Annotated in this window: 23 protein-coding genes; 8 read left to right on the top strand and 15 right to left on the bottom strand. The window is 72.0% G+C overall.

Going from position 1 to position 26,114, the window contains the following annotated elements:
- Window positions 1-477: 477 nt before the first annotated feature.
- Window positions 478-2,802 carry a glycosyl hydrolase 2 galactose-binding domain-containing protein gene (locus ACIBHY_RS18000; protein WP_397307237.1) on the top strand — a complete coding sequence of 775 codons (2,325 nt, stop codon included), beginning with the start codon at window positions 478-480 and terminating at the stop codon, window positions 2,800-2,802.
- Window positions 2,803-3,029: 227 nt separating this feature from the next.
- Window positions 3,030-3,224 carry a hypothetical protein gene (locus tag ACIBHY_RS17995; protein WP_397307236.1) on the top strand — a complete coding sequence of 65 codons (195 nt, stop codon included), beginning with the start codon at window positions 3,030-3,032 and terminating at the stop codon, window positions 3,222-3,224.
- Window positions 3,225-3,248: 24 nt separating this feature from the next.
- Here the strand turns inward: ACIBHY_RS17995 and ACIBHY_RS17990 are convergent, their stop codons facing one another.
- Window positions 3,249-3,611, bottom strand: coding sequence for a winged helix-turn-helix transcriptional regulator (locus ACIBHY_RS17990; RefSeq protein WP_397307235.1), 363 nt, complete (start codon window positions 3,609-3,611; stop codon window positions 3,249-3,251).
- Between the two features lie 88 nt (window positions 3,612-3,699).
- On the opposite strand from ACIBHY_RS17990, the gene ACIBHY_RS17985 reads away from it, so the two are divergent.
- On the top strand, window positions 3,700-4,308 hold the full coding sequence (locus ACIBHY_RS17985) for an NAD(P)-dependent oxidoreductase (protein WP_397242124.1): 609 nt from the start codon (window positions 3,700-3,702) through the stop codon (window positions 4,306-4,308).
- On the opposite strand, the gene ACIBHY_RS17980 is transcribed toward ACIBHY_RS17985, so the two are convergent.
- Entirely contained in the window at window positions 4,292-5,929 is a 1,638-nt protein-coding gene (locus ACIBHY_RS17980; protein ID WP_397307234.1) for a nitroreductase family deazaflavin-dependent oxidoreductase, read from the bottom strand. The two genes, ACIBHY_RS17985 and ACIBHY_RS17980, sit on opposite strands and share 17 nt — an antisense overlap.
- On the bottom strand, window positions 5,926-6,510 hold the full coding sequence (locus ACIBHY_RS17975; protein WP_397307232.1) for a TetR/AcrR family transcriptional regulator: 585 nt from the start codon (window positions 6,508-6,510) through the stop codon (window positions 5,926-5,928). The genes ACIBHY_RS17980 and ACIBHY_RS17975 overlap by 4 nt, the downstream gene beginning before the upstream one ends.
- A 457-nt stretch (window positions 6,511-6,967) precedes the next feature.
- On the opposite strand from ACIBHY_RS17975, the gene ACIBHY_RS17970 reads away from it, so the two are divergent.
- Entirely contained in the window at window positions 6,968-8,884 is a 1,917-nt protein-coding gene (locus ACIBHY_RS17970; protein ID WP_397242132.1) for a Xaa-Pro dipeptidyl-peptidase, read from the top strand.
- Window positions 8,885-9,260: 376 nt separating this feature from the next.
- On the top strand, window positions 9,261-9,980 hold the full coding sequence (locus ACIBHY_RS17965; protein WP_397307231.1) for a hypothetical protein: 720 nt from the start codon (window positions 9,261-9,263) through the stop codon (window positions 9,978-9,980).
- 1 nt (window position 9,981) lies between these two features.
- On the opposite strand, the gene ACIBHY_RS17960 is transcribed toward ACIBHY_RS17965, so the two are convergent.
- The 11 genes from ACIBHY_RS17960 to ACIBHY_RS17910 form a co-directional block, all read right to left on the bottom strand.
- Entirely contained in the window at window positions 9,982-11,601 is a 1,620-nt protein-coding gene (locus ACIBHY_RS17960; protein ID WP_397307230.1) for a hypothetical protein, read from the bottom strand.
- 14 nt (window positions 11,602-11,615) lie between these two features.
- Window positions 11,616-14,354, bottom strand: a complete 2,739-nt coding sequence (locus ACIBHY_RS17955) for a PT domain-containing protein (protein ID WP_397307229.1) — start codon at window positions 14,352-14,354, stop codon at window positions 11,616-11,618.
- A gap of 19 nt (window positions 14,355-14,373) precedes the next feature.
- Window positions 14,374-15,351 (bottom strand): porphobilinogen synthase, encoded by a 978-nt coding sequence (gene hemB / locus ACIBHY_RS17950; RefSeq protein WP_397307228.1) that lies wholly within the window; start codon window positions 15,349-15,351, stop codon window positions 14,374-14,376.
- Window positions 15,348-16,139, bottom strand: a complete 792-nt coding sequence (locus ACIBHY_RS17945; protein WP_397242142.1) for an aspartate/glutamate racemase family protein — start codon at window positions 16,137-16,139, stop codon at window positions 15,348-15,350. The genes hemB and ACIBHY_RS17945 overlap by 4 nt, the downstream gene beginning before the upstream one ends.
- Before the next feature lies 1 nt (window position 16,140).
- Window positions 16,141-17,286 carry an FAD-dependent oxidoreductase gene (locus ACIBHY_RS17940; protein ID WP_397242144.1) on the bottom strand — a complete coding sequence of 382 codons (1,146 nt, stop codon included), beginning with the start codon at window positions 17,284-17,286 and terminating at the stop codon, window positions 16,141-16,143.
- Window positions 17,283-17,999, bottom strand: coding sequence for a hypothetical protein (locus tag ACIBHY_RS17935; RefSeq protein WP_397307227.1), 717 nt, complete (start codon window positions 17,997-17,999; stop codon window positions 17,283-17,285). Before ACIBHY_RS17935 ends, ACIBHY_RS17940 begins: the two co-directional genes overlap by 4 nt.
- Window positions 17,996-18,226 (bottom strand): hypothetical protein, encoded by a 231-nt coding sequence (locus tag ACIBHY_RS17930; protein WP_397242148.1) that lies wholly within the window; start codon window positions 18,224-18,226, stop codon window positions 17,996-17,998. Before ACIBHY_RS17930 ends, ACIBHY_RS17935 begins: the two co-directional genes overlap by 4 nt.
- Window positions 18,227-18,291: 65 nt before the next feature.
- Window positions 18,292-18,495 (bottom strand): hypothetical protein, encoded by a 204-nt coding sequence (locus ACIBHY_RS17925; RefSeq protein WP_379609609.1) that lies wholly within the window; start codon window positions 18,493-18,495, stop codon window positions 18,292-18,294.
- Window positions 18,492-18,680 carry a hypothetical protein gene (locus tag ACIBHY_RS17920; protein WP_184974744.1) on the bottom strand — a complete coding sequence of 63 codons (189 nt, stop codon included), beginning with the start codon at window positions 18,678-18,680 and terminating at the stop codon, window positions 18,492-18,494. Before ACIBHY_RS17920 ends, ACIBHY_RS17925 begins: the two co-directional genes overlap by 4 nt.
- Before the next feature lie 20 nt (window positions 18,681-18,700).
- Window positions 18,701-20,356, bottom strand: coding sequence for an MFS transporter (locus ACIBHY_RS17915; RefSeq protein ID WP_397242150.1), 1,656 nt, complete (start codon window positions 20,354-20,356; stop codon window positions 18,701-18,703).
- Complete coding sequence (locus tag ACIBHY_RS17910) at window positions 20,353-21,066, bottom strand: hypothetical protein (RefSeq protein ID WP_397242152.1); 714 nt, start codon at window positions 21,064-21,066, stop codon at window positions 20,353-20,355. Before ACIBHY_RS17910 ends, ACIBHY_RS17915 begins: the two co-directional genes overlap by 4 nt.
- A 163-nt stretch (window positions 21,067-21,229) precedes the next feature.
- Between ACIBHY_RS17910 and ACIBHY_RS17905 the strand changes: the two genes are divergently transcribed.
- Together ACIBHY_RS17905 and ACIBHY_RS17900 are read left to right on the top strand one after the other, a co-directional pair.
- Window positions 21,230-22,468: a Scr1 family TA system antitoxin-like transcriptional regulator gene (locus tag ACIBHY_RS17905; RefSeq protein WP_397242154.1), complete on the top strand. Its 1,239-nt coding sequence runs from the start codon at window positions 21,230-21,232 to the stop codon at window positions 22,466-22,468.
- Between the two features lie 314 nt (window positions 22,469-22,782).
- Entirely contained in the window at window positions 22,783-23,610 is an 828-nt protein-coding gene (locus ACIBHY_RS17900; RefSeq protein WP_397242156.1) for an SAM-dependent methyltransferase, read from the top strand.
- Window positions 23,611-23,676: 66 nt separating this feature from the next.
- On the opposite strand, the gene ACIBHY_RS17895 is transcribed toward ACIBHY_RS17900, so the two are convergent.
- Window positions 23,677-24,495: a DUF4253 domain-containing protein gene (locus ACIBHY_RS17895; RefSeq protein WP_397307226.1), complete on the bottom strand. Its 819-nt coding sequence runs from the start codon at window positions 24,493-24,495 to the stop codon at window positions 23,677-23,679.
- A 118-nt stretch (window positions 24,496-24,613) separates the two neighbouring features.
- Here ACIBHY_RS17895 and ACIBHY_RS17890 point away from each other — a divergent pair, with 118 nt between their 5' ends.
- A complete protein-coding gene (locus tag ACIBHY_RS17890; RefSeq protein WP_397307225.1) occupies window positions 24,614-26,113 on the top strand; it encodes a carboxylesterase/lipase family protein in 1,500 nt (499 codons plus the stop codon).
- Window position 26,114 lies beyond the last annotated feature (1 nt).

Raw genomic sequence — 26,114 nt, 5'->3', positions numbered from 1 at the left:
AGGGGACGCGAGGGTCGCGGGTTCAGGGGCAGTGGGTTCGGGGGCCGCCGGTCCAGGGGTTGGCTTTTCGGGGGTTGGGGCTTCGGGGGTTGGGGGGTCAAGGGGGGTGGGGTGCTTGGTGGTTGCTCGTGCGGTGGCGCGGAGGCGGGTCAGGGCGGTCTCGCGGCGGGCCAGGAGGGTGGCGCGTTCGTGGTCCAGGGCCGCCAGCGACTTCGCGACCGCCGCGTACTCCTCGGCCGCCGCCCCGGTCAGCGCCGTGCCGCATCGCGGGCAGGAAGGGGCGCGCGGGGACTGGACGGTGTCGCAGACTGGGCAGGACGACAGATCCATGAGCGGGAACCTCGCGCTATATCGGGATTCTCACCGACCTTGCCGTAAATTTCGCTAATTGTCTGGAGATCAGGTCAACCTGGCTGATCTTGACAACGTTGTCACGTCCGCCCTAGCGTCAACCCGGCCCCCACCAGTGGAGATGACTTGCGCACCCTGCACCAAGGCTGGACCCTGACCGGCTCGGACTTCTCCGGCATCCCCGCCACGGTCCCCGGCTGCGTACACACCGATCTGCTGGCGGCGGGCCTGATCGACGACCCCTACCTCGACCGCAACGAGGAACGGCTCGCCTGGATCGGCCGCACCCCCTGGACCTACGAGACGACGTTCCACTGGACCGACACCGGTGAGGAACGCGTGGACCTGGTCTGCGCCGGGCTCGACACCGTGGCGACCGTGCTGGTCAACGGCATGCAGGCGGGCAGCACCGCCAACATGCACCGGACCTGCCGCTTCGCGGTCGAGCACCTGCTGCGCGAGGGCGCCAACACGCTGACCGTCCGCTTCGACTCGCCCTACGCCTACGCCGAGGCCCGCCGCGCCGAGCTGGGGGAGCGGCCCGGCGCGTACGCGGAGCCGTACCCCTTCATCAGGAAGATGGCCTGCAACTTCGGCTGGGATTGGGGACCGACGCTGGTCACGGCGGGCATCTGGCGGGCGATCGGGCTGGAATCCTGGTCGGGCGCGCGGCTGGCGGAGGTGCTGCCGACCGCGCGGGCCGACGGCGAGGTCGAGGTGCGCGTCCGGGTGGAGCAGGCGCGTCCCGCCGCGTGCGAGGTGGTCGCGGAGGTGGCGGGCGTCGAGGCGCGGGTACGGCTGGCCGCCGGACAGACCGGTGCCGTTCTGCGCATGCGGGTGGAGGACCCGGAGCTGTGGTGGCCCCGAGGGTATGGGGAGGCCCGGCTGTACGACCTGACGGTGCGGCTCGGCGACCAGGTGCGGACCGAGCGCATCGGCTTCCGTGACGTCCACGTCGACCGGGAGGCCTTCCGCCTGACGGTCAACGGCGCCCCCGTCTACGTCAAGGGCTTCAACTGGATCCCGGACGACTGCTTCCCCGCCCGCGTCACCGCCGCGAACCTGGCCGAGCGCTTCACCCAGGCCGCCGACGCCGGAGCCAACCTCCTGCGCGTCTGGGGCGGCGGCACGTACGAGTCGGACGCCTTCTACGACCTCGCCGACGAGCGCGGCCTGCTCATCTGGCAGGACTTCCCGTTCGCCTGCGCCGCCTACCCGGAGGAGGAGCCGCTCTGGAGCGAGGTCGAGGCCGAGGCCCGCGACAACGTGGCCCGCCTGATGCGTCACCCGTCGCTGGTCCTGTGGTGCGGCAACAACGAGAACATCGAGGGCTTCTGGCATTGGGGCTGGAAGAAGGAGCTCGCCGGGCGTACCTGGGGAGAGGGTTTCTACCAGGACCTGCTGCCGCGCGTCGTGAACGAGGTCGACCCGGCGCGGGCGTACTGGCCGGGCAGCCCCTACTCCGGCACGCCCGACCGCGACCCGAACGACCCCTCGCGTGGCACGATCCACATCTGGACCGTCTGGAACGCCCAGGACTACACCCACTATGCGAACTACACCCCGCGCTTCGTGGCCGAGTTCGGCTTCCAGGGCCCGCCCGCCTACGCCACCCTGCGCAGGGCCTCCTCCGACCGGCCACTCACGCCGGACTCCTCCCCGCAGAAGGCGATCGGCGGCCAGGACAAGCTCCTGCGCGGCCTGGGCGCGCACCTGCCGCGGCCGGAGACGTTCGACGACTGGCACTACTACACCCAGCTCAACCAGGCCCGCGCGATGGCCTTCGGCGTCGAGCGCTTCCGCGCGCTGATGCCGTACTGTATGGGCACGATCATCTGGCAGTTCAACGACTGCTGGCCCGTCACGTCGTGGTCGGCCGTCGACGGCGACGGCCGCAAGAAGCCTCTCTGGTACGGCATGCGCCGCGCCTACGCCCCCCGGATCCTCACCTTCCAGGGCGCCGAACTGGTGGCGGTCAACGACTCCGCCGAGCCGTGGGAGGGCGAACTGGCGATCACCAGGATGTCCGTCGCCGGCGAGACGCTGGCCAAGGAGTCGGTGACGATCAGGGTCGAACCGAGGGCCGTCCTGGGCGTGGAACCGGCGATCGCCGACCTGGCGACGGGCGAACTGCTGGTGGCCGAACTGGACGGTTCGCGGGCACTGCGCCTGGCCGAGGAGGACCCCGAGATGGGCTACCCGCCCGCCGACTACACGACCGACGTGGAGCCCGTGAACGACGGTGTGCGGCTGCGGGTGACCGCGAGGACGATCCTGCGCGACCTGGCCGTCTTCCCCGACCGCTTGGCCCCGGACGCGAAGATCGACGACCAGCTGGTCACCCTGCTGCCCGGGGAGAGCACCACCTTCCACATCACCACGGCGCAGGACCTGGACCACGCGGCGCTGACCCGCTACCCGGTCCTGCGCTGTGTGAACGAACGCCGCTGAGCGCTCGACCGGCCAACAGCGGAGTTGTCACGGCGAGCACCCCGTGAGCCCTCACGACCATCGCCCGACAGACCCCGGCGGGGTACGGCGGACCGGGCAACCCGGCTTGCCGTAACCCCGACGGGGGATTGACGCGCGGAAGGCCGGCGGGACGAGCGCGCGAGAACCCGAAGCAACACGAAAGGGGGTTATGGGCGGGATTGGGGGCTTAGAGGGCTGGTGGGGTGGTGTTCGATGAGGTCGCCCAGGGTCTCGTCGATCGCCTTGAGGGCGTCGGGGCCGAGCCGGCCTCGGGTGCCGAGTACCACTACTGGGTCAAGGTGCCCGGCGACTCCGACGGCAGGTGCGGCATCGCGCCGACCACGCCGGCCGGACAGTTCAGCCCCGGCCTGGCCATGGCGCTGATCAACGGCAACCCGTGACGGAGGACTCCCGGCGGGGGCGGGTCAGCTTTCCTGCCCCTGCCGGCTCTCCCGCGCGGCCATGACCTCGGTGACGTACTGCTCCGCCCAGTCGGTGATCGCCTGGATGGGTTCCTGCAGCGAACGGCCGAGCGGCGTCAGCGTGTACTCCACCCGGGGCGGCACCTCCGCGAACACCTCCCGCGTGAGCAGCCCGTCTGCGGCCATCGCGCGCAGGGTCTGGGTCAGCACCTTGGGCGTCACCCCGCCGATCATGTCGCGCAGTTCGGTGAAGCGCTTCGGCCCGTGGCGCAGGCTCAGCACGACCAGCACCGACCATTTGTCGCCGATCCGGTCGAGCACCAGCCTGGTGGGGCAGTTCGGGTCGAAGGCGTCGCCGTTCGTCATGGTTTCCCAAAGGTAGCAATGGCACGTTGAAGTAACCAGTATCCAATGGATACCTTCGCAGTCGCAACCGCAACCGAGGAGGTCCACGATGAACATCCTGCTGATCGGCGCCAGTGGAATGATCGGCAGCCGGGTGGCCGCCGAGGCCGCGAACCGAGGCCACGAGGTCACCGGCGTCACCCGCTCGGGCAGGGACGGCACCCAGACCGCCGACGCCGCCGACGTCGCGGCCATCACCGCCCTGGCCAAGGGCAAGGACGCGGTGGTCCTGTCCATCGCCCCGCCCAGGGACGGCAGCGAGCCCGAGGCCCCGCTGCTGGCCGCCGGACGCGCGGTCCTGGCCGCCCTGCGCGCCGCGGGCGTCGGCCGCCTCGTGGTCGTCGGCGGCGCGGGCAGCCTGGAGATCGCGCCCGGCACCCGCCTCGTCGACACCCCCGACTTCCCCGAGATCTACAAGAAGGAGGCGCTGGCGCAGTCCGCGCTGCTCGACGTCATCCGGGCCGAGGCGGACGACCTGCGCTGGACCTACATCTCCCCGGCCGCCCAGATCGCCCCCGGCGAGCGCACCGGCGCCTACCGCAAGGGCGGCGACACCCTGGTCGGCCCGTTCATCACCGCCGAGGACTACGCCGTGGCGCTGGTGGACGAGCTGGAGAACCCGACCACCCCGTCACAGCGCGTCAACGTGGCGCACTGAAGCGCACGAACGGGATCCGCCCGCCGATCTGCCGGAAGTCCAGCACGTCGTCGAACCCCATCACCGCGCAGAGCCGCCGGGCCGCCGCCGGGTGGCGGGCGGCGTACGTGGCCATGATGTCCGCGCCCTCGGCGGCGGACAGGGGTGCGGCGACGGCCGGGCGGGGATGCCCGCCGATCTGGATCGTGACCTCCGGCGTCTTCAGCACGTTGCGGTACCAGTCCGCGCCCGTGCCGAACCCCGAAGCCGCGACCACGCTCCTGCCGTCCCGCGCCACGATCTCGATCACCGCCTGGCGAGGCTGCCCCGAACTGCGGCCGGTGTGCGTCAGCAACATCATCCGGTGCGGCACCAGCCAGCCCAGGCCCGCGCGGAACAGGCCGATCGGCAACCGCCAGGCCCGGCGGCGCCACCCGGTCGGCGGCGCCGCCCGCTTCGCCAGGATCGTCTCCGCGCCGAACTGCCGCCGCAGCACCGGAGCGAACGCCTCACGCGTGATCGTCCTGGTCACCGCCTTCTGCACCACGAGCTGCGGCCGCGTGGCCGGGACCAGCGTTCTGGTGAACAACCGCGCGATGCGCTGCCGCTTGGCCACCTCCCCGCGCATGCGCCGCTCGTAGCGGTCGAAGGCGCGCTCGGGCTCGCGTTCGTCACGCAGCGCCTCGGCCAGCAGGTACGCCCCGCCCATGGCCATCGAGACGCCCTGCGCCGAGAGCATGGCCATCGAGACACCCTGCGCCGAGAGCATGGTCATCGAACCGCAGGCGTCGCCCACCAGCGCCACCCGGCCGCGGTGCCAGGAGGGCAGCACGATCTGCGTCATCGTGTCCATGAAGACGTCCCCGTCGGCCGGCGCGTCCTCCAGTAGCGCGGGGGTGATCCAGCCCATGCCGTCGAAGGTGGAGCGCAGCAGGTCCAGCCGCTCCTGCCGGGGTACGGCGCCGCCGTTCGCCGCCCGGAAGATGAACAACGCGGCCAGCTCGTCCGCGCGCCCGGTCGGATACACGACGGTCTCGCGCCCGGGTTCGGTGTAGTGGGCGCGGACCCGCCCCAGGTGGTAGCGGTCGGGCACCGGGTAGGAGGCCAGGCGGCAGCCCGGGTACCGGGCGAAGCGTTCCTCGGCGCCGAAGACGAGCTCCCTGGTCAGGGAGTGGATGCCGTCGGCGCCGACGAGCAGGTCGAACGCCTCGGTGCCGCCCGAGGCCAGATCGGCCTCCACCCCGCCGGGCACGAGGCGCACGCCCGCGACGCTCTCCCCGAAGCGGATCTCCACGTCGTCCTGGACCGCCTCCAGCAGCGCCTCTTCGAGCGTGGTGTGCATGAGCCCCAGACGCGGCCCCTTGATCACCCGGTCGAGCAGGGGAACGGTCAGGCGCGCCCAGACCCGCCCCGAGGCGTCCACGAAGTCGACCGAGTCGACCGGCAGCTGGCGCGGCACCAGCCGGTCGACGATCCCCATGCGCTCGGCCACGTCGTGGGCGGTGCCGAAGAAGTCGATCCCGTACCCGCCGAGCCGCCCGTGCGGCGAGCGTTCCAGGACGACCGGCTCGATCCCGTTGCGCCGCAGCCAGTACGCGAGGGTGAGGCCGGCGACCCCGCCCCCGTTGATGAGCACCCTCATGACAGCAACCCTTCCGCCGCGCTCACGGCCTGGCCCACGGGAAGTCCCGGATCGAGCAGGTAGTGCAGCATCAGCCCGTCGACGGCCGCCGTCACCAGCACCGCCGCCCCGGCCCTGCGCTCGGCCGGCCACTCGGGATACATCCGCCCGAGCGCCTCGCCGATCTGCCCGCGGGCCTGCCGCAGCTGCTCGCGCAACACCTCACCGAGCGCCGGATCCCGTGCCGCCCCGGCGATCACTTCGACCGCCAGCCGCGTGGCCCGCTCGTCCCCGGTGGTCTCCCCCAGCATGTCCCGGATCCTGCCCAGCGCCGCCCGCGCGTCAACGGCCCCGAGCAACTCCGCCACCAGGGGCCCGATCACCAGCTCCCCGGCCGCACGCGCGATGGCGGCGTGCAGGCCGGGCAGCCCGCCGAAGTGGTAGTGGATGAGGCCGGGATTGGTCCCGGCCCGCTCGGCGACGCCGCGGGTGGTGACGGCCGGCCAGCCCTCCTCACAGAGCAGGCCGATCCCCGCCGCCACCAGTTCCTCCCGCCGCCGGCCTCCACGAGGCGAAGTTGGCCGTTCGACCAAGTTAGTCATACGGCCAAACTAGCATCCTTTCATGTGAAAATCTGGCCGAGCTGGCTCAGGACGCCTTGATACTTCTCCACCTTTTCCACAATGCCTTCGAGCTTCGAGGCGAACTTCACCGGATCCTGTCCCATCTGCTTCGTCGCGTAGTTGCAGGCGATGGAGTAGACGTCGCCGGCTTTGTTGCTGTCGAGACAGTGGTTGCTGCCGAAGTTGATGAACTTTACGGCCCGGCGGCCGACGCGGCCGAGACCGGAGCGGTGCCGACGGCGGACAGTCCGGCGGTGAGGAGGGCGGCGACGGCGGCGGCCTCCGTGATTCTCAGCATGGGCCAGACGGTAGAACGCACCGTTATCGATTGGCTTTTGATCGTTTGTCCGGTAATGGAGGCAGGTGGGGGGTTGATCAGCTTGGGGGTTCGTGACACATTGCGGATGTTTTTCGTCAAATGTCACGGAGGACACGCGTGCCACAATTATCCCCAGCCATAGCCGCGATCGCCGTCACCCTGGCGCTCGCCACCCCCGCCCAGGCCACGGCCGATCCCGCCGTCACCGTGGCGAACGGCCGGACCCAGCCGGTCTTCTCCTACGCCGACGCCGTACGCGAGCACGTCTACGTCGAGTCGCCGCTCGACAGCGACGGGGACCGCAGGCTCGACCGGGTGCGGGTGGACATCATCCGGCCCAAGGAGTCCGGCCCGGGGCTGAAGGTTCCGGTCATCATCGATGAGAGCCCCTACTACGACAATTCCGGGCGAGGCAACGAGGGCGAGCGGAAGGTTTACGACGCCGCCGGGAACGTGGTCAAGTTCCCCCTCTTCTACGACAACTACTTCGTGCCGCGCGGCTACGCCGTACTGAACGTCGACATGCTCGGCACCACCCGCTCCGACGGCTGCCCCGACATCGGCGGGCAGGCCGACGTGCTCGGCGGCAAGGCCGTCATCGACTGGCTGAACGGCCGCGCCAAGGCGTACCGGGCCGACGGCAGCCCCGCCCTCGCCGACTGGACCAACGGCAAGTCCGCGATGATCGGCAAGTCGTACGACGGCACGCTGGCCAACGCCGTCGCGGCCACCGGCGTCGAGGGGCTCAAGACCATCGTCCCGATCTCGGCGATCAGCTCGTGGTACAAGTACCAGCGCTCCAACGGCGTCGTCTACAACTACGACTACGCCTCCTGGCTGGCCAACTACGTGGACACCGATCCTGAGCCGAAGTGCAAGGCCGTACGCGACAAGATGGACGCCGACGACGGCGACGCCACGGGCAACTACAACGCGTTCTGGGCCCTGCGCGACTACATCGCCGGGCTGCAGGGCGACGTGTCCAAGGTCAAGGCGAGCGTCTTCGTCGCCCACACCAGCAACGACCTCAACGTGAAGCCGGACAACTTCTCCATCTGGTGGAAGAAGCTGGCCGAGCGGAACATCCCGCGCAAGATCTGGGTCGGCCACTACCAGCACGTCGACCCGTTCGACTTCGAGGGCCGCCGCGACCTGTGGGTGGACACGTTGCACCGCTGGTTCGACTACTGGCTGCACGACGTGCGCAACGGGATCATGAACGAGCCCAGGGCCGACGTCCAGCTCTCGCCCACCCAGTGGATCACCCAGCGCGACTGGCCGGCACCGAACGCCGCTCAGGTGAGCCTGCGGCCCGGCGCCGACGGCTCGCTCGGCCTGAAGCCGGCCAGGCGCGGCACGACGGCGACGTTCACCGACACCAGGCTGAGCGAGGAGCAGATGGTCGCCGACGTCGGCACCCCGCACCCGGGCCGCGTGGCCTTCACCACCGGCGAGCTCCCGCTCAACATGCGTCTGTCCGGTACGCCGAACGTGGACCTGCGGGTGTCGCTGGACAAGTCGACATCGAACCTGACCGCCCTGCTCGTCGACTTCGGCGAGGACACCCGCGTCGACTGGCGGCGCGGCCTCGGCATCACCACGCTGACCGAGGAGAGCTGCCACGGCGAGAGCACGGCCCAGGACGACGCCTGCTACAAGAAGACGATCACCAATGTGGCCACGCGCCCGCTGGAGATCGTCGCCCGCGGCTGGATCGACGTGCAGAACCGCGACTCGTCGCTGGTCTCGCAGCCGGTGCCGCCCGGAACGTCGGTGAAGGTGGCGTGGGACACGCTGCCCCACGACTACACCTTCAAGAAGGGTCACCGGATCGGCCTGGTGATCGCCGGCACCGACGCCAGCTACAGCGGTGAGGTGGGCACCGGCGCGAAGGTCACCGTCGACCTGGCCAAGAGCCAGGTGCGGGTGCCGTTCGTGGTCGGCAGCCCGCTGGCGGACGTGCCGCAGGACAGCACGGCCTTCCGCGGCCCGGCGCTGCTCGACCTGCCGGAGCCGGAGAACACGTTCTTCTGACCGGACCCTGGCCCGGGGCTCTTCTGGCCCCGGGCCCCTTTTTGTCGATTTTTCGCGTTATGGGGAGTCAAAGGCGATGACACACCCGTACGACGCCGGACGGCACCGCGACGCCGATCCCGGCCACCAGGATCCACCCTGGCCAGAACCCGGCCACCAGCCCCCACCCGCCCAGCAGGCCACACCGGAGCCCGGCACCTCACGCTCCAACGCCCTCGGCCACCGGACCACACCCCGATCAGACGCCGGGCTCGGCACTCCACAGCCCGGCACTCCACAGCCCGACGCTCCACAGTCCGGCACTCTGCGGTCCGATGCTTCGGGGCCCGAGGCCGGGTCCGGTGAGCGGGGCGCATCGGGGTCTGGCCGGCGGGACTTGTCCTGGCTTGACGGCGGGAGTGGCCAGGGGGATCTGACGGAGTCCGGCCGGGCGGGCGCGTTCGGTGGTGGTGACGGACGGCGGGACGAGCCGGGGCCCGATGTCTGGGAGAGCCGGCCGCGTACCCGGTGGCCGGGGGAGCAGGAGCCCGATGTGCTGGACGACTGGCCGGGGCGCGGGCACCTCAGGATGCGGGCGGTGGTGCCCGTCGCCGCCGGGATGGTGGTGCTGGCGGGGCTCGGCGCCTGGCTCGGACTGAGCGGGGGCGACCCGGACGAGCGGCCCGCCGTGGCCACGCCCAAGGTCAGTCTCATGGAAGTGCCGGGGGAGGTGGTCTTCACGCCGTTGCCGAGCCGTACCCCCGAGGAGCCCGAGACGAGCGGCCCCGCACGGGAGCCGAGCGCCGAGCCCACGGCCGGCGCGCGCGAGCCGACCACCAAACCCCCGGCCCAGCCGAGCGCTAAGCCCTCCACGAAGCCGAGCGCCCGGCCGAGTGCGAAACCGTCGGCCAAGCCGAGTGCGAAACCGAGCACGAAGCCGAGTGCGAAGACGAGCGCCAAGCCGAGTGCGAAGGCGTCCGCGAAACCGTCGGGCAAGCCGCCGGCCCAGCCGTCCGCGCAGCCCACCCAGAAGCCCAGCTCGACCCCGACGGGCGGGGAGCCCGAGCCCACCTGCGACAACTGGGTGGATTGTCATGATCTGCCGCCCGACATGTGACTCACACCAGCACGAAGATCTCGCTGACGCCCTTGGCCAGCGCCTGGATGTCCGCGCTCACGCTCACCTCCGGGTTGCCCGGATCGAACAGCACCGACAGCCGCTCCCGCATGCCCTTGCCGATCAGGGCCTGCCACACCGCGTTCGGCGCCAGGCCGGCGTCGAGGATGCGGCGGTGGTCGGCGTCGTAGCTGATCCGGTGGCCCCACAGGGTGACGGTCTGCGCGCCGAGTCCGATCGCGTTGCCGACCCGGGCGTCGACTTCGGCCTGCGCGCGTTCCTTGTCCCACGGGGAGCTCTGGCCGGAGTGGGTCAGGCCGTACTCGCGGGAGCCGATCTGTACCACGGCGTCCCATCCGAGCGCCTTGACCGCCATCCACTGGGCCTGCGCGGCGATGGCCGGGGTGATCGCGCTCTCCTGGCCGTCCAGGGTGACCTTGAAGCCGCCGTACGACTTGCCGAACAGGCCGGAGGCCACGTATACGCGGTCCACCCCGGAGGTGCGGATGTAGTCGTCCACTCGCGAGCGCGTCACCAGCGGATAGCGCGAGCGCATGTCGGCGACACACTGCTCGGCCTGGCCGCAGCCGAGTTCGGGAACCACGACGCCCATGGCCAGCCGCTTGCCGGGCAGCTTCGCCCGCAGCGCCTTCGTCGCCTCGGAGACGAACTGCTTGACCTGCGCCGCCGAGGTGAAGTCACGGAAGCCCAGGTAGTCGGCGAACTTCACGCCCACCACGCCCGGCCGCTGCGCCGCCGCCACGAGCTTGGCCACCGCCGCCCTGAACTGCGCGTCACCGGCGCGGAAGTCGTCGGCCAGGTCGTTCTCCACCCAGATCCGCAGCCCGGCCTTGCTCGCGGCCGTGATCGCGGTGGCGACGGGCGCGGCGGAGCGCACGGTGGGCCCGGGTCCGAGCTCGTCGGAGGGAGCCGGCGAGGGTACGGCGGGCCGCCCCGTCTCACCGGTGTCACCCCTGCCGGGATCCGTCGTGCCGGGGTCTGTCGTGCCGGGGTCCGTCGTCCTGGAGTCCGTCGTACCCGGGTCGGTCGTACCGGAGTCTGACGGGGCCCGGTCGGTGCCGTCGCGGTCGGCGGGGGTCATGGCGTCGGGCGGCGGGCTGGTCAGGACCTGCTTCTTGCCGTCCACGTACTTCTCGTAGGTGACCTCGTTGTTCACCATGTTGACGCACTTGTACCAGCCGCTCGGCAGTTCCTCGCAGAACGTCTGCCCGCCCCGGCAGTTCGGCTCCTTCGACAGGTCCGTCTTCTGGTTGCAGCGCACGTAGTCCTGCGGGAGCGGCCGCGCCTTCTCGAAGTTGGCCCCGCCGTCCGCCGCCCAGAACGCCGCCACCTTCGCCGCGTCCTGCGGCGGCGTCAGCCATTCGCACACCACGTACGACGGGGTGTCGGCGGGCAGCACGTCCTTGCACGAGTCGCCCTGCTTCACGTCCAGCGCCTTCTCCTGGGCCGAGGTCGGCCGCGTACCGGATGGCCCGGAGCCCGGGATGCTGCCCGGATCCGCCATCGCCAGGAACGGCATGAAGAACACCAGAGCGATCACGATCCCGGCGACGGCGAACTGCTTCTCCCTCCGGGAGATGCCGGTGAAGAACCCTTTCATCAGATCTCCCTGCCTCAGTAGTCGGCGCTGTTCGGGCTGCAGTTGCTCCAGTAGCCGCCGCCCTTCATGTCGGGCACGAACGTGCCCTTGTCCTTGGCGACCGTCCACGACACGCTCATCGTCAGCGTGCCGTCGCCGCTGGTGGTTCCGGCGGTGGTGGTGCCGTCACCGCTTCTGGTGCCCGACCACGAGACGGTGATCGTGCCCGACTCCGTGGTGGGGGCTCCCGGGCAGCCGGGGCGGCTGGTGGGCGCGCTGACGGTGTAGGAGGAGCCGGAGACGCTGATGCCGTTCGAGCCGGAGGCCGAGGTGATCTGGCACGAGCCCTCGCAGTCGAGTGAGAACGAACCCATCCGGCCCGAGCCCAGCGACGCCGACGCGTTCGACAGCCGCGCGCTGGGCGGCGGCGGCTTCGGCAGCTCGACCTTCTTGGCCATCGGCTCCGCCGACTCCTTCGCCGGACCCCTGTCGGGTGCCTTCGTGGGCTGCTTCGTCGGCTGTTTGGCCGGCTGCTTCGTCGGTTGCCTGGTCGGCTGGCGGGTGGGGGCCGTGGTGGGCTCGCGCGGCGGATCGGGCGAGTCGTCGGAGCTTCTCGTGTCCGACGGCTTCTTCGTGGTGCCGTCCCTCGGCTCCGCGGGGTTCGTGGTGGGGGAGGTGGTCGGAGGCGGCGTCCGACCCGGTATGAGCTGTTCCGGGTTGGTCGTCCCCGGGTTCTCCTGCGGCGGGACCTCCACCTCGGGGTCGGAGCCCGGCTCGTTCAGGGTGACCACGGGCCGGGGCTGCGGGGCCGCGGCCTCGCTGATCGTGGTGGGACGGGGGCGGGCGTGGATGCCCGACCAGGCCAGACCGGCCACCAGCACCCCGGCGCCGACCAGCAGCCCGACCCTCGCCACCGAACGCACCGAGATGCGCGCCTCGGGATCGGCCTCGTCGGGGCGGTCCTTCCAGAACTCGTCCCACTTGCCGCCCCGCCGTTCCCACGCCCGGAACTCGTCTTCGGCCAGCGGCTCCTCGGGGGTGGCTGAGAGGGTGTAGGGATCACGCTCGGCGAAGTCGCCCCCGTCCCCGTGCGAGGGCCGGGTGTCGCCGCGCGCGGGGCTCATGTCCCCATGGGGTACAGCGTCGCCGCGCGAGGACGTGGCGCCGGCCCGAGAGGGGCCCGTGTCGGCGCGGGGGAGAGCGGCGTCCTCATGAAAGGGGGTGGCCTCGCCACGGGAGGTGACGGACCTGCCGGAGGTGACGGCTCCGCGAGGATCTGTCTCCTGGAAGTCGATGCTGCGGAGGGCGGGCTCGTGGGTGGTGGGGGGCTCGTCGGGTTCCGCGCCGTAGACGGGGGCCGCGTAGATGGGCGTCGCGTAGGGGTGACCGCGACCGGGCTGTCCCGCATGGGACGACCCGCCGGGCCGGGCCGGGCCGCCGAACCCCAGGGGCGGCCCGGCCATCGGTCCGAGGGAGGCGTCGGTGGCCTCGGCATCCGGTGCGGCGGTCCTGCGGTCGGCGCCGAAGGCGATCAGCGCGTCCAGATACCCGGACCCCGCCGCTTCTCCGGGCGTGTCACCGGAAGCACGCCCGGAGAAGGTGTGATCGGCCGGAACCCCCTCGGGCGAGGCGCCGGAACCCCCGCCGGACGACGCGCCCCCGGCAGGGGAAGGGCCGGATAACGCGCTGGTGCCCCCAAGGCCCGATGACACGCTGGAAGGCGCCTGGGTGGACACCGGGCCCGACGATGCGCCAATGGCCCCAGGGCCCGATGACGCGCTGGTGGGTTCCAGCGTGGGTGGCGGGTCGGGGGAAAGGCGGGGGAAGGCGTCCGTCGAGGTGAAGTCCGGGCCGGAAGGGAGGGGAATCCGGCCGGGGGCAGCCGCGCCCGCCCCCGGTCGGACCCCGGCCCCGGTCGCCGTCGTGGGGTCGGCGACCGGGGTGTTCAGGGGATCGGCCGCCCGCGCGTCGGCGTACGCCGCGTGCGTGGCGGTGAGGGCGCTCGGCGGCGTCGTGGCCAGGGCGGCGCCGTCGGCCAGGCGCGCGTGCGGGACGCCGCCGAGCCCGTGTGACTGCACGGGAAACCCGTCGGCCCGCCACCCCACCGCGTCCGGAGCCAGCGGCGAGGCGAGCGGCAGCAGGTCCGACAGCGGCCCGCGCGGAGCCGCGATCGGCAGGTGGGTGAGCAGGGTGGCGGCGGGCAGCCCCTTGGGCGCGGCCAGGCACGACACGCATCCGTACAGGTGGCGCCCCAGCCGGGCGCGGGTGCTGCGGCTGGGCGCGGCGGCCCACTCCGCCACCCGCCCGGCCAGCTGGGCGCACCCGTGGGCGGCCCGTGCCGCGGTGACCGCGGCCAGCCAGGTCTCCAGCCGCCACGCCGCCTCCCTGACGGTGGCGTCGATCAGGGATTCCGGAACGTCGAACAGCAGGGCGATCTCGGCGTGCGGCAGGCCGTGCCGTACGGAAAGATCGAGCAGTTCCCGGTAGGGGCCGTCGAGCGCGATCAGCGCCTCGGGCAGCAGGTCGGACATGCGGCTGGAACGCGCCCACGACCCGGTGCTCGCCGGGTGCGAGGCGGCCCGCGCGGCGCGGTGCGCGCGGGCCAGCGCGTACAGCCAGGGGCGCAACGCGGCCGGGTCGGTGACCTGGCCCGCGCGCGCCGACGCGGTCAGCAACGTGCCCGCGGCGGCCAGCTCGGCGTCGGGCTCGCCAAGCTCCGTCCTGCAGTAGTCGTACAGGTGAGGCCCGTAGTGCTCACACAGTTCGCGGGACACGTCTTCTCCTCCGGAGGGGCTAGCGGTGCAGTCGCTGGGCGACCTCGGTGGCCCAGTACGTGATGACGATCCGGGCGCCGGCCCGGCGGATCGCGGTGAGGCTCTCCTCGATGGCCCGTTCGCGCTGCAGCCAGCCGTGCCCGGCGGCGGCCTCCAGCGCGGCGTACTCCCCGGACACCTGGTAGGCGGCGACGGGGACGTCGACCGCGTCGGCGACCCTGCGCACCACGTCGAGGTAGAGCCCGGCCGGTTTGACCATCACCAGGTCGGCGCCCTCCTCGACGTCGAGCTCGACCTCGCGCATCGACTCGCGGAGGTTGGCCGGGTCCTGCTGGTGGGTGGAGCGGGTGCCGACCAGCGACGACTCCACGGCGGTGCGGAAGGGCCCGTAGAAGGCGGAGTCGTACTTGGCGGCGTAGGCCAGGATGGGCACCCGCTGGTACCCGGCGGCGTCGAGCCCGGCGCGGATGGCGGCGACCTGGCCGTCCATCATGCCGCTGGGCGCCACGATGGTCGCGCCGGCGGCGGCCTGCGCGACGGCGACCCTGGAGTAGGCGCGCAGCGTCGCGTCGTTGTCGACGTCGCCGTCCGGGCCGAGCAGCCCGACGTGCCCGTGGTCGGTGTACTCGTCCAGGTTGATGTCGCCGATCACGACGGTGGCCTCGCCGACCTCGGCGGCGACGTCGGCCAGGGCGAGCTGGGCGATGCCCTCGGCGTCCCAGGCGCCGCGCCCGTCGGCGTGCTTGGCCGCGGGGACACCGAAGAGCATGATCCCGCCCACGCCGGCCTGCGCCGCGGCGGCGGCGGCCTTGCGCAGGCTCTCGCGCGTGTGCTGGACCTGACCCGGCATGGAGGGGATGGGCCGGGGCTCTTCGATGCCCTCGCGGACGAACAGGGGCTGCACGAGGTCCGACGGGTGCAGCCGGGTCTCGGCGACGAGCGCGCGCAACGCCGCGGTACGGCGCAGCCGCCGCGGCCGGTCGGACGGGTAGCTCATGGCCGTGCCCCCAGGATCCGCTCGGCGTGCTCCAGGACGACCGCGGGCGGGCGCCGGTTCCAGTACCCGGCGTCGGCGCGGGCGGTGATGCCGAGGTCGCGCAGCCGTACGAGATGCTCGGCGGTCTTGACGGCCAGGCCGCCGGGGTCGATCACCGGCAGCCCGTGCAGGTCGCGGATGCCGAGGTGGACCAGGATCTCGTTGGGTATGCCTTCGGCGGGCACGAGCCATTGCGCGCCGGCTCTGGCGGCCCGCCGCGCGGCCGCCGTGTACGCGCGGACGAACGGGTCGAAGTCCTGGGCCAGCGCCCTGGTGACCACGGCCGCCCCGTCGTCGATCATCTCGTAGGCGGCCAGGGTGGCGCCGGCGGCCCGGATGTTGTCGGTGATCGGCTCGGCCAGGTGCGGGATGAAGCCGATCAGGCCCAGCCGGTGGCGCTCGTGGCGGGCGGCGTGCCAGGTGGCGTCGCCGTACCCGATGACGGGGATGGTCGCGCGCACGCGCGCGGCGGCGAGCCCGGGGTCCTGGCCGGCGCCGCTGATCCAGGCGGCGCAGCCGTCGCGCTCGGCGGCGGTGGCCGTGCGCGCGAAGTAGTCGCCGAACAGCAGGCCGAGCGGCCCGAAGCCGACCAGTTCCTCGGGCAGTTCCGCGGCGTAGGTCTGCGGCGGCAGGGTGTGGATCTCGATGGTGGTGCCGGGTCCGGCCACCTTGGTCAGGTGCTCCGCGTAAAGCTTGTCGAGCAGCGGCGAGCGGCCCTCGACGGCGTGCTTCTGGAACCAGATTCGCATGTCAGGTGTGCCTCACGGGAAGGGGGACGGTGTCGAGCATGGAGGCCTTGGCCAGGTAGGCCCGGGTGGCCTCGCCGTCGGCGGCGATCGCGCGCAGCGCGGCCATGGCGGCGGGCAGCCGGGCGGCGTCGCCGTCCTGCACCCCTGCGACCCTGGCCTCGCTGGCCGGGATGACGTGGTCGACGAGGACGGCGCGGCGGCGGCGCGCCCAGCTCTCCAGCGCGGCAGGCGGCTGGTGTCCCCCGAGTACGCCGGCGAGTGTTCTGCCGAGGTCGACCGCGTCGTGGATGCCGGCGTTCATGTTGAGGCCGCCGGCGGTGGAGGTGACGTGCGCGGCGTCACCGGCGAACAGCACCCGGCCGTGCCGGAAGGAGGCGAGCACACCGCTGGCCAGGTCGTAGCGGTGTGTGCCGAGGATGTTCAGGTCGGTGAGGGCCAGACCCGCCACCCGGCCGGGAATGGCCTCCCGGGGCGCGAGCCTGAGGATGATCCGCCAGTGGTCGGGCAGGCGGAGCAGGCTGCACGACTGGGCCGGATCGCGGACGTAGGTGAGCGAGGCCAGGCCCGGCAGCATCTCTTCCAGGCGCGAGCCCGTGAAGACGCGCAGCGCCTGGGTGGGGTAGCCGGACTGGGGGAACGGCAGGCCGAGCAGCGACCTGACGGTGCTGTGCGCCCCGTCGGCGCCGATCAGGTAGCGGGCGCGCTCCCAGCCGCCCCCGGTCCTGACCCGTACGGCGGTGCCCGTGAGAGCCACCGCCTCGACCGGGGCCCCGAACCGGACCTCGGCGTGCGCGTACGCGCCGAGCTCGCCCAGCAGCAACGGCGTGAGCGCCGCCTGCTCGGCGTGCAGGCGGAACGGGTGCGCGGTGAGCCCGGCCAGGCCCGCCATCCGCATCTCCGCCAGCACCGCGCCGGAAAGGTCGCGCCACTGCACCCGGTCCACGACCACGCCGCGCGCGACGAGGCCGGCCGCGACACCGAGCTCGTCGAGCAGGTCGAGCGTGGCCGGATGGATGGTGGAGGCGCGCGAACGGGTGCCGAGCGCCGGCTCGCGCTCCAGCACGAGCACCGGCACATCCGCCCTCGCCAGCGTGAGCGCCGCGGCCAGCCCGACCGGGCCGGCTCCGGCCACGATCACGGCGCTCACGTCGGCACCCGCTCGCCGTCACGGTGTTTCCTGCGGCCGAGCATGACCTGCTGGCCCGCGCTGGTCAGCGCCCACCACGCGCCGCACAGGTTGGAGGTCAGCACGACCCGTTCGTTGTCCTCTGCCAGCTTGCCGATCGCGCGGAGCGTGGGCATGCCGGTGCCGGTCAGCAACAGGACCGCGTCGGGGGCCGCCCTGGCCCGCTCGATCTGGCCGACGAGTTCTTCCGTGGTCACCTCGTACGGCGCGAAGCGCTCGCCCGCCTTGACCGGGATCACCCTGGACACCCGCACCCCGGCCGCCGACCAGTACCGGTCGGCGTGGTCGGTCAGCCACGGCTGGTACGGCGAGACCAGCGTGATCTCCCGCGTGCCCAGGTGTTCCAGCGCCCGCCGGGTGGCCTCGGTGGCCGAGGCGACCGGCAGGCCGAACTCGGCGCTGAGCTCTTCGCAGCGGCGCCGGTCGAGCTCGGGGCCGAGCAGGTAGCGCGAGCCGCTGCAGGCCATGACCAGGGCGTCGAGCGGCAGGCCGCCGAACGAGCGGATCATGGCGGGCAGCGCCTCGTTGTAGGCGTCCAGGCGTTCGGCCAGTTGCAGGCCGGGCCGTACGGGGAAGCGGGTGACGTGCAGGTCCGCCCGCGCGCCCAGCAGGCGCGCGAACTCCGGCTCCACCGCCGGGTTGGCGGGCGGAACCACGACACCCACTCTGGTCACGATCTGCCTCCCGAGGGGTCGAGTGAGAAGAGCACGCGCAGCGCCTCCGCCAGGCCCGCGTCATGGGCCACGCGCTGGCCGAGGTCGCCGCCGAAGAAGGCGTCCACCACCCGCTGGACGGTCCGGCCCACCTCGTCGCGGGCACGGGCGTCCAGTTCCGGGACGCGGGCGGACAGGCGGCGCAGCTCCGCGTCGCAGACCACGGCCGCCCGGTTGCGCAGTGCCATGACGAGCACCGTGCTGCCCCAGGAGGGCACCGGAGCGGTCCGGGGTAACAGCGTCGGGGCGGTCATCAGCAGCCCGACCACGACGCGGCGCGGATCGCCGCCTCGCGACGGGCACGGGCGTCCATCGGGGGCTCGGCGTCCACCTCGACCCGGGCGCCGCGGCCGAGCACCTCGCGGGCCGCCCCGCCGATCCGCGCGGCCAGCTCGTCCTGCTGCTCGCCGGTGAAGCCCGGCTCCACCGTGACGGTGAGCTTGCGGCGGGCGCTCACGACGCGCGCTCCAGAGCCTGGTCGATCACGTTGATGGCCAGGTCGGACACCTGTCGGATGTGGCGCAGCCGGTGGACGGTGCGTGCGGTCGCCGCCGACAGCGCGGGCATGCCGTCGGTGGGCGTCTCGTCGGGGTTCTGGTAGGGGTGCTGGTACGGCCGGCGGGGTTCGTCGTCGTCGTGCATGGAGTGCTCCTACGGGGGGTTCAGCGCTGGTCAGAGGGTTGCCGCTGCCCGGGGACGCCAGGTGGCCAGCCAACCCGGACTCCGGACGGATCGTGGATGCCGAACCTGGCCAGCTCCTCCTCGGCCTCGGCACGGACCTGGATGAAGCTGGCGCGCAGTTCGGCGAGCAGGTGGCGCAGCATCGCCACCTCCTCTTCGAGGGCGAGCACTCCGGGCATGGGAGTCCGGCCGGCCCCGCGGGCGACCCGCACCAGCGCGGCCGTCCCGATGATCGCCGTGATCCCGAGGCAGGTGGTGAAGACGGAGGCGAACCCCGGGGCGGGCCCGCTCAGGAACGGGTGCTCGATCAGCACGGAGGCGGCGGCCACGCCGATGGCGCCGCCGAGCATCCTGGCCGTGTTGATCGCGCCGACCGCCGCCGCGTACTGGGTCGGTTCGGCGGCGATCGTGCCCGCGGTGAACGTTCCAGTCGACAGCAGGCCGAAGCCGCTGCCGAGCAGGACCGCGCCCAGCAGGCTCCACATCGTGGGCGACGGCTGGGCCAGCAGCAGGGCGCAGCCGCCGCCGAGGATCAGCGCGCCCAGGTAGATGACGCCGTTGAGGCTGAGCCGGCGGCTGGCCAGCGTGGCCATCGGGCTGGCCACGATCATCGCGATCGAGATCGGCGTCAGCCACCAGCCGATCTGTATGGTGTCGAACCCGCTTTCGCGCAGGTAGAGCGGACCTGTCGCGAGCACGATGAACGACAGCGCGCCGTAGAGGAACGACGCGCTGCCGCCCCACAGGAACCCGGGCCGCCGCCACAACCCCATGTCGATCGCCCCGGCCGGGTGCCGCCACGAGGTGGCCAGTGCCGCGCCCAGCAGCACCACCGCCGCTCCGGCGCAGATCAGGGTCCGGTCGGAGGTCCAGCCCCACACGTCGCCGCGGGAGACGGCGATCACGGCGCTGGCGATGGCGCCGACGAGGGCGAAGGCGCCGAGTATGTCGGGGATGCGGCGATTGCTGCCGCGGGAACGTGGCAGGCGGATGGTGAGGCACAGCAGCAGGCCCGCCAGGATCGCCCCGGGCAGGTACAGGCCGCGCCAGCCGTACGCCTCCATGAGCCAGCCACCCCCGCCCTGCAGGGCGAGCGCGCCGATCCCGGAGGACGCGCCCCACAGCGCGACCGCCCCGGCACGGCGCGCGGGAGGGAGCTCGCCGAGCAGCAGCCCCAGCGACGCGGGGAACATCATCGCGGCGCCCAGGCCCTCTGCGAGCCGCCCGGCGAGCAGAATGTGCCAGGCGGGCGCCAGGATCACCGCGGTGGCGCCGAGGCCGTAGATCAGGAGGCCGAGCGCGAGCACGCTGCGCCGGCCGAGCAGGTCGGCGAAGCGGCCCGCCGTCGCCAGCAGCGCGGCGACCGCCGCGAAGTTCCCCGTGCTCACCCACGTGATCTCGGCGAGGGGCAGCCCCGCCGTCATGGGATCGGCGCTCAGCAGCGGTACGGCCAGCGTCGTCGCCGTGCTGTCCGCCATGATCGCCACGACGGCGCCGGCGGCGACCAGGCGCAGCAGGACGTAGCCACGGCGGGCGCGGTGGCGGTGCGGGCGCCGCCGCTTCCTGGGTTTCTTCTCGGCGGCCTTCTTGGCCGCCGGCGGGAGCGTGACGTGCTCACGGATGGGCGTGAGCGTCATTGGGGACTCCGATTGGGAACGGTCGCAGCGACCAGGCGCTCCGCGGTGCCCACCAGGCGGGTCTCGGGTTGCGGTTCCGGGGGCGGGGCGGAGAGTCCCGCCAGGGTGCGGATGGCCCGCAGGGCGATGTCCAGGTGTTCGGCGCAGCGCCGGCGCACACGTTCCTCGAGGCCGGTCACCTGGGCGAGCCTGATCCTGAGCGGTTCGACGGTGGAGGTGCGTTCCAGTTCCCCGAGTACGGCGAGCCTGGCCGGCCAGCGCAGGTCCCGCGCCACGCGGTCCAGGGTCTGCGCGGCGATGTCGGCCGGGTCGGCGCCGGGGTGGCACAGCAGCCGGGCGGCGGTCCTGAGCGCCAGCGAGGCGGTCCTTTCATGGTCGTCGAGCCGGTGTTCCAGCGCGTTGCGCAGCACACGGGCGCGGTGGTCGAGCGCGGGCGCGCTCCAGCCGAGCACGAGCAGCCGGTCGGAGCCGACCTCGGTGTGCCATCCGGCCAGGCCGATCTCGCGGGCCATCCGGTGGTGGACGGCCCAGAGCCGGTCATGAGCGCACGAATCGGGCTCCGCCCACACCTGGACGCCGCCCAAGGGCAGGTCGGCGGTGCGTATCCGGGCTTCAGGACCGGCTATCCGAACGCAGATCTGCTGGATGGCGAGGGCCTGCGCGCCCTGTCCGGTCTGGTCTCTGACGAACCACGAGCTGCCCTGGATCACGACCCGGCCACCTCTCGTTGTTAAGTGGCAGTTATCAGATACGGTTTTGATAGTGCTCAGATGTGTTCTAGCGTGTCAACTGTCACTTTCGTCATGGGAAGATTACGCAGGTCAGGGGGCCTTCCTTTACGCTGTGGTCAGTCCGCTCCCGACGGGAGGTTTGGTGGCAAATTTCGCTGAGCGACTCGATCACGCGCTGAGCAAGCGCGGATACACGGGTGCTCAGGTGGCCGCCGCCCTGACGACCGCCGGCATCCCGATCACCCGGGCCTACGTCAGCCAGCTGCGCACGGGCAAGCAGACCAACCCGACGCTGCAGGTGCTCCAGGCCCTGGCCAGTTACCTTCAGGTGAGTGTCGGGTGGCTCCTCGGTGAGGACTATCTGGAGTCCGGAGCCATGCAGGACCTGCAGCTGCGCGCCGCCGCGATCGGCGCCTCCGCCTCGGGCCTGTCCGAGGGCTCGCTCGACCTGCTGCGCGACGTCGTCGACATCGCCCGCCGCGCCGAGGGCCTGCCCGCCAGAACCGCGACCAACGACCTGCCCGACGCCGCCAGGCTGAGCGACATCGCCGTGACCGCGCTCGCCGACCGCCTGCGCGGCCTGCGGGTGGCAGCCCGCATGTCGCCCGCCGACGTGGAGTTCGCGCTCGGCCGCGGCGTGGCCGCCGTCGCCGCGATCGAGGAGGGCAAGCTCGCCCCCGCGCCCGCGACCGTCGCCCGCATGCTCTCCCTGTACGGCGTGGCCGCCCCGCACCTGCGCGAGCACCTGATGACGCTGGCCAGAGGCGAACGCGAGCCGTCCTGGTACGACGCCAGCACCGTCTCGCCGCTGGCGGCCACCGCCTACGCGCTGGAGGAGCGGGCCTCGGTCATCAGGACCTACCAGACCCAGATCGTCCCGCCCCTGCTGCAGACCGAGCTCTACGCCAGGGCCGCCATCCAGGTGGCCGGCCTGGCCACGCCCGGCCTGACCTCCGTCGACGACGCCGTCCAGGTGCTGCTGACCCGGCAGGCGCTGCTGACCAGGCCCGACGGGCCCGTCTTCTGGGCCGTGGTCGACGAGAGCGCCCTCATGCGCTCGATCGCCGGGGAGGACATTCAGGCGGCGCAGCTCGACGCGCTGATCCAGCACGCCAAGCGGCCCAACGTGTCGATCCACATCGCGCCGATCACCGACCCGGCGTACCTGCCGCGGACCGGGCCGTTCACGTTGTGGCGGTTCGCCGAGCCGTACGAGCCGGACCTGGCCTGCGCCCACTGGATCGAGTCCGACGAGCTGGTCACCGACACGACCTCGATCGAGGTCTACCATCAGGCGTTCGCCAAGCTCTCGGTGATCACCACGACCCGCGACGAGACGCTCGACCTGCTCTACGCCCACCGCCAGCGCCTCGGCCCCTGATCACGCTGTGTGCGTCGTCGGGCCGGGTTTCGGGCAGGGGGTCCGCCGGGGCGCCGGAGGGGGCCGCCGCGCTTGTCCGGTGCGGGGCCCGCGTAAACAGGCCTGTCCGGTATGGGCCGGGCCCGCGCTGAGAGGGCTTCTACCAGGGGTTTTCCGAGGCCTCTCCGGACGCCCAAACAAAAAAGAAGTATTTCCCGAAATAGCTATTGCCAGACCACGGCGATTATGGATCATTATTGACTTCGGTCACCGCGTGGGGTCAGGTGCCAACTTTCCCGTGATTGTTTGTGGCGAGGGGAAAGGGCCCACACTCAATGCGTCAACGCGCCATCCGAAACCTGGCCAATCTCGTAACAGAGAAAGCCACGCCGACCCGAGTCCTAGACGCGGCAGCCGGAGGAAAGAACAACTTCTTCGCTGACCGAGACGCCGTCCGACGCTACGACAGCGCCGCCGCCGTGAGCGCAACCGCCGCCAGGGAAGTCCACGCCTTCCTGGCCCGAGTCATCCGCTATCTGTCGTCGGTGGGAACCGACCAGCACCTGGTGATCGGCAGCGGCGTCCCCGGCGGCCTGCCGGCCGGACGCCTCCTCCACGACGTCGCCCGAGCTCATCCGCTCACCCCCAGCGCTCGCGTGGTCTACGCCGAATCCGACCCGATGATCCTGGCCAACGCGCACGCGACTATCGAACCGATCACCGACCTGGTGCGCGTCGTCGAAGGAGAGGCCCGGGAGATCGACGCGTTGCTCGGCGACCGGATCGTGAGCACGTTCATCGACTGGGATCGGCCGGTGGGCATCCTGGTCGTCTCAGGACACAGCATCCTGGACGACGAGGAGTTCAGATATGTGCTCAAACGCCTCGGACAGGCCGGGCCACCCGGCAGCCATCTGGGGCTCCTCCAGGCCACCCTTGACGGCATACCCGCCGAGTTGCTGCCCGCCGTCTACGACCTGATCGCCATGACCCTGCCCGGCTACGCGACCCGCGACCGCGAACGCCTGGCAGCCGTCCTGGACGGCCTCGACCTGGTCGACCCCGGCCTGGCGTGGGTCTCGCAATGGCGTCCTGACGACCATTGCGGCCCCATTCCACCGGAGTCCTCGGGCAACTACGGGGCGCTCGCCGTCTTGCACTGAACACCGGCCGGGGGTGCGGCGCCCGCCGTACCCCCGGCCGGCAGGAAGGAGGAGAGGCCCCTGGGGTCAGTCCCACCAGAACGACCAGGCATGGCCGCCGACCAGCTGCTCCGCGTAGCCGATCAGGTCGCCGGCCCCCTGCACCACGTTGTCCGGGCAGAAGGTCCAGTGCTCGGCCGCCACGTGCAGGGCATGCTCGACGTCCCCGGGCGGCGCGGCCACGCTGAGTTCGAGGGTGTTGAAGCCTAAGCTCACCACACGGGCGCCGAAGCGGTCCTCCCAGCTGCGGATCACGGCGGCCAGCGGGACCATCCACTCGTTGTGGTGCAGCGCGCCCTGCCAGCCCATGACGGCCAGCGCGTCGGCGCCCCGGTCGACCGCGGCCAGGCCCATCGGCATGCCGCGCACCGCCAGTTCGCCCGCGTACCAGTCGGCGACCGCGCCGGGCTCGGCCACCAGCACGCCGGGCGGCGCCAGCCCCGGGCAGAGCGCCCCGAAGGGCTCCAGCTCGCTCAGCGCCTCGGACGGCATCTGCGCCACCCACTCCTGCCAGACCTCGGCCATGAAGCCCTCGGCGGTGAAGTGCTCGATCTGACCGGCGTCGTCGGGCACCACGTGGCCCGCCGCCCACGCCTGGGCCGACTCGTCGAGCAGCACCGGCCATAAGCCGCTGCGGGCGTGCTCGGCGCGGAAGGCCGACCACAGCGCGCCGCCGACGGGCTCCTCGCTCATCCAGAACGCCGGCCTGGCGGCCTTCCGGGCGAACCCCGGATCGGGCCAGACCAGCTCGCCCGCGGGCATGCCGACGGCCAGGGTGCGCCCCATGCCGCCGTCGGTGAACAGCTGGCGCAGCTCCTGTGGCAGCCGCAGATCATTCACGCCCATCGACGGAGATGGTAGTGCCGAACGCCGACATCGCTTCGAGCGGCAGGACATTTGTCCTGGGCGATCCTGGATCGACGTTCCTTCCGGGGCAGGGGCGGAGATCGGCACCGTTGGACGCATGAAGATTCTGCTCGCGGCAGCCGTACTGCTGACCGGATGCGCCGACGCGCGCACGGCGGCCGCCACCGACACGGTCGTCACCACCGACAAGGGCGCGGTGCGCGGGAAGGAGGACGGGCAGCACCGCCTGTTCGAGGGGATCCGCTACGCCACCGCGCCGCGCTGGGACTCCCCGAGACCCACCGCGGCCTGGAAGGGCGTCCAGGACGCCACCAAACCGGGCAGCCCGTGCCCGCAGGTCGGGTCCGACTACGCCAAGATCACCAGTGAGAACGAGGACTGCCTGTTCCTGAACGTCACCACCCCGGCCAGGAAGGGGGCCAAGCGGCCGGTCATGGTGTGGATCCACGGCGACGGCGCGCTCGGCGCCGGCCACTACTCCAACGCCAGGGCGATCGCCGCCGCGGGGGACGCGGTCGTCGTCACGATCAACTACCGGCTCGGGGTGTTCAGCGGGTTCGGCTACCCGGGCCTGCGCGACGGCGGCACCTACGGCCTGCAGGACCAGCAGGAGGCGCTGCGCTGGGTACGCCGCAACGCGGCGGCCTTCGGCGGTGACCCCGGCAACGTCACGGTGTTCGGCATCTCGTTCGGCGCGCTGGCCATCGGCGGCCACCTCACCTCGCCGGGCGCCAAGGGCCTGTTCCAGCGGGCCGCCATGCAGAGCGGCGAGACCATGATGGACATGCCGGCGGGCAGCATGATCCCCGGCCTGGAGGCCCAGCCGTCCTACGCCTGGCGCCCGGCGGCCCAGATCGAGGCGGTCGGCCAGATCTACGCCAAGCAGCTCGGCTGCGCCGACCTGGCCTGCCTCAAGGGGCTGCCGGTGAAGAAGATCCTCTCCGTCCCGCAGATCATGAACGTCTTCCAGTCCTACGCCTACGGCAACGCCGTCCTGCCCGAGATCCCCTCCAAGGCCATCGAGAAGGGCCGCTTCCACCGCGTGCCCGTGCTGGCCGGCGCCACCAAGGACGAGCACCGCATCTTCGCCGCCATGCGCGGCAAGATCGCCTACCCGCGGGCACTGAAGGAGACGTTCGGCGAGCGCACGGCCGAGGTCGCCAAGGAATACCCGCTCAAGAGGTACGGCAAGCCCGCCGTGGCCTGGGCCGCCGTCATGACCGACCGCGTGTGGGCCCGCGGCACCCACGCCCAGAACACCCTGCTGGCCAGGCGGACCCCTGTCTACGGCTTCGAGTTCGCCGACCGGGACGCGCCGATGTTCCTGCCCATCAAGGCCGACTTCGACCTGGGCGCCTACCACGCGGGCGACCTGCCGTACCTGTTTCCCGAGAAGGGCGCGAAGCTGAGCCCGGCCCAGAAGAAGCTCTCCGGCCAGATGCTCTCCTACTGGACGAACTTCGCCCGCACCGGTGACCCGAACGGCGCCGGCCTGCCCGCCTGGCCCAAGCTCAAGGGCGGCACCCTGTCGCTGGAGCCGGGCAGGATCCGCCCCATCGACTACGCCGCCGAACACCGGCTGGCGTTCTGGAACTAGC

This window comes from Nonomuraea sp. NPDC050547 (assembly GCF_044457345.1).
Classification (GTDB): Bacteria; Actinomycetota; Actinomycetes; order Streptosporangiales; family Streptosporangiaceae; genus Nonomuraea.
This window is presented reverse-complemented; position numbering and strand designations above follow the sequence as displayed.

Bases quoted from the DNA above. Each gene is read 5' to 3' on its own strand.
- ACIBHY_RS17990 (WP_397307235.1), bottom strand. From the start codon at position 3,611: ATGACGAACGGCGACGCCTTCGACCCGAACTGCCCCACCAGGCTGGTG.
- ACIBHY_RS17985 (WP_397242124.1), top strand. From the start codon at position 3,700: ATGAACATCCTGCTGATCGGCGCCAGTGGAATGATCGGCAGCCGGGTG.
- ACIBHY_RS17980 (WP_397307234.1), bottom strand. From the start codon at position 5,929: ATGAGGGTGCTCATCAACGGGGGCGGGGTCGCCGGCCTCACCCTCGCG.
- ACIBHY_RS17975 (WP_397307232.1), bottom strand. From the start codon at position 6,510: ATGACTAACTTGGTCGAACGGCCAACTTCGCCTCGTGGAGGCCGGCGG.
- ACIBHY_RS17960 (WP_397307230.1), bottom strand. From the start codon at position 11,601: ATGAAAGGGTTCTTCACCGGCATCTCCCGGAGGGAGAAGCAGTTCGCC.
- hemB (WP_397307228.1), bottom strand. From the start codon at position 15,351: ATGAGCTACCCGTCCGACCGGCCGCGGCGGCTGCGCCGTACCGCGGCG.
- ACIBHY_RS17945 (WP_397242142.1), bottom strand. From the start codon at position 16,139: ATGCGAATCTGGTTCCAGAAGCACGCCGTCGAGGGCCGCTCGCCGCTG.
- ACIBHY_RS17930 (WP_397242148.1), bottom strand. From the start codon at position 18,226: ATGGCACTGCGCAACCGGGCGGCCGTGGTCTGCGACGCGGAGCTGCGC.
- ACIBHY_RS17920 (WP_184974744.1), bottom strand. From the start codon at position 18,680: ATGCACGACGACGACGAACCCCGCCGGCCGTACCAGCACCCCTACCAG.
- ACIBHY_RS17915 (WP_397242150.1), bottom strand. From the start codon at position 20,356: ATGACGCTCACGCCCATCCGTGAGCACGTCACGCTCCCGCCGGCGGCC.
- ACIBHY_RS17900 (WP_397242156.1), top strand. From the start codon at position 22,783: ATGCGTCAACGCGCCATCCGAAACCTGGCCAATCTCGTAACAGAGAAA.
- ACIBHY_RS17895 (WP_397307226.1), bottom strand. From the start codon at position 24,495: ATGGGCGTGAATGATCTGCGGCTGCCACAGGAGCTGCGCCAGCTGTTC.
- ACIBHY_RS17890 (WP_397307225.1), top strand. From the start codon at position 24,614: ATGAAGATTCTGCTCGCGGCAGCCGTACTGCTGACCGGATGCGCCGAC.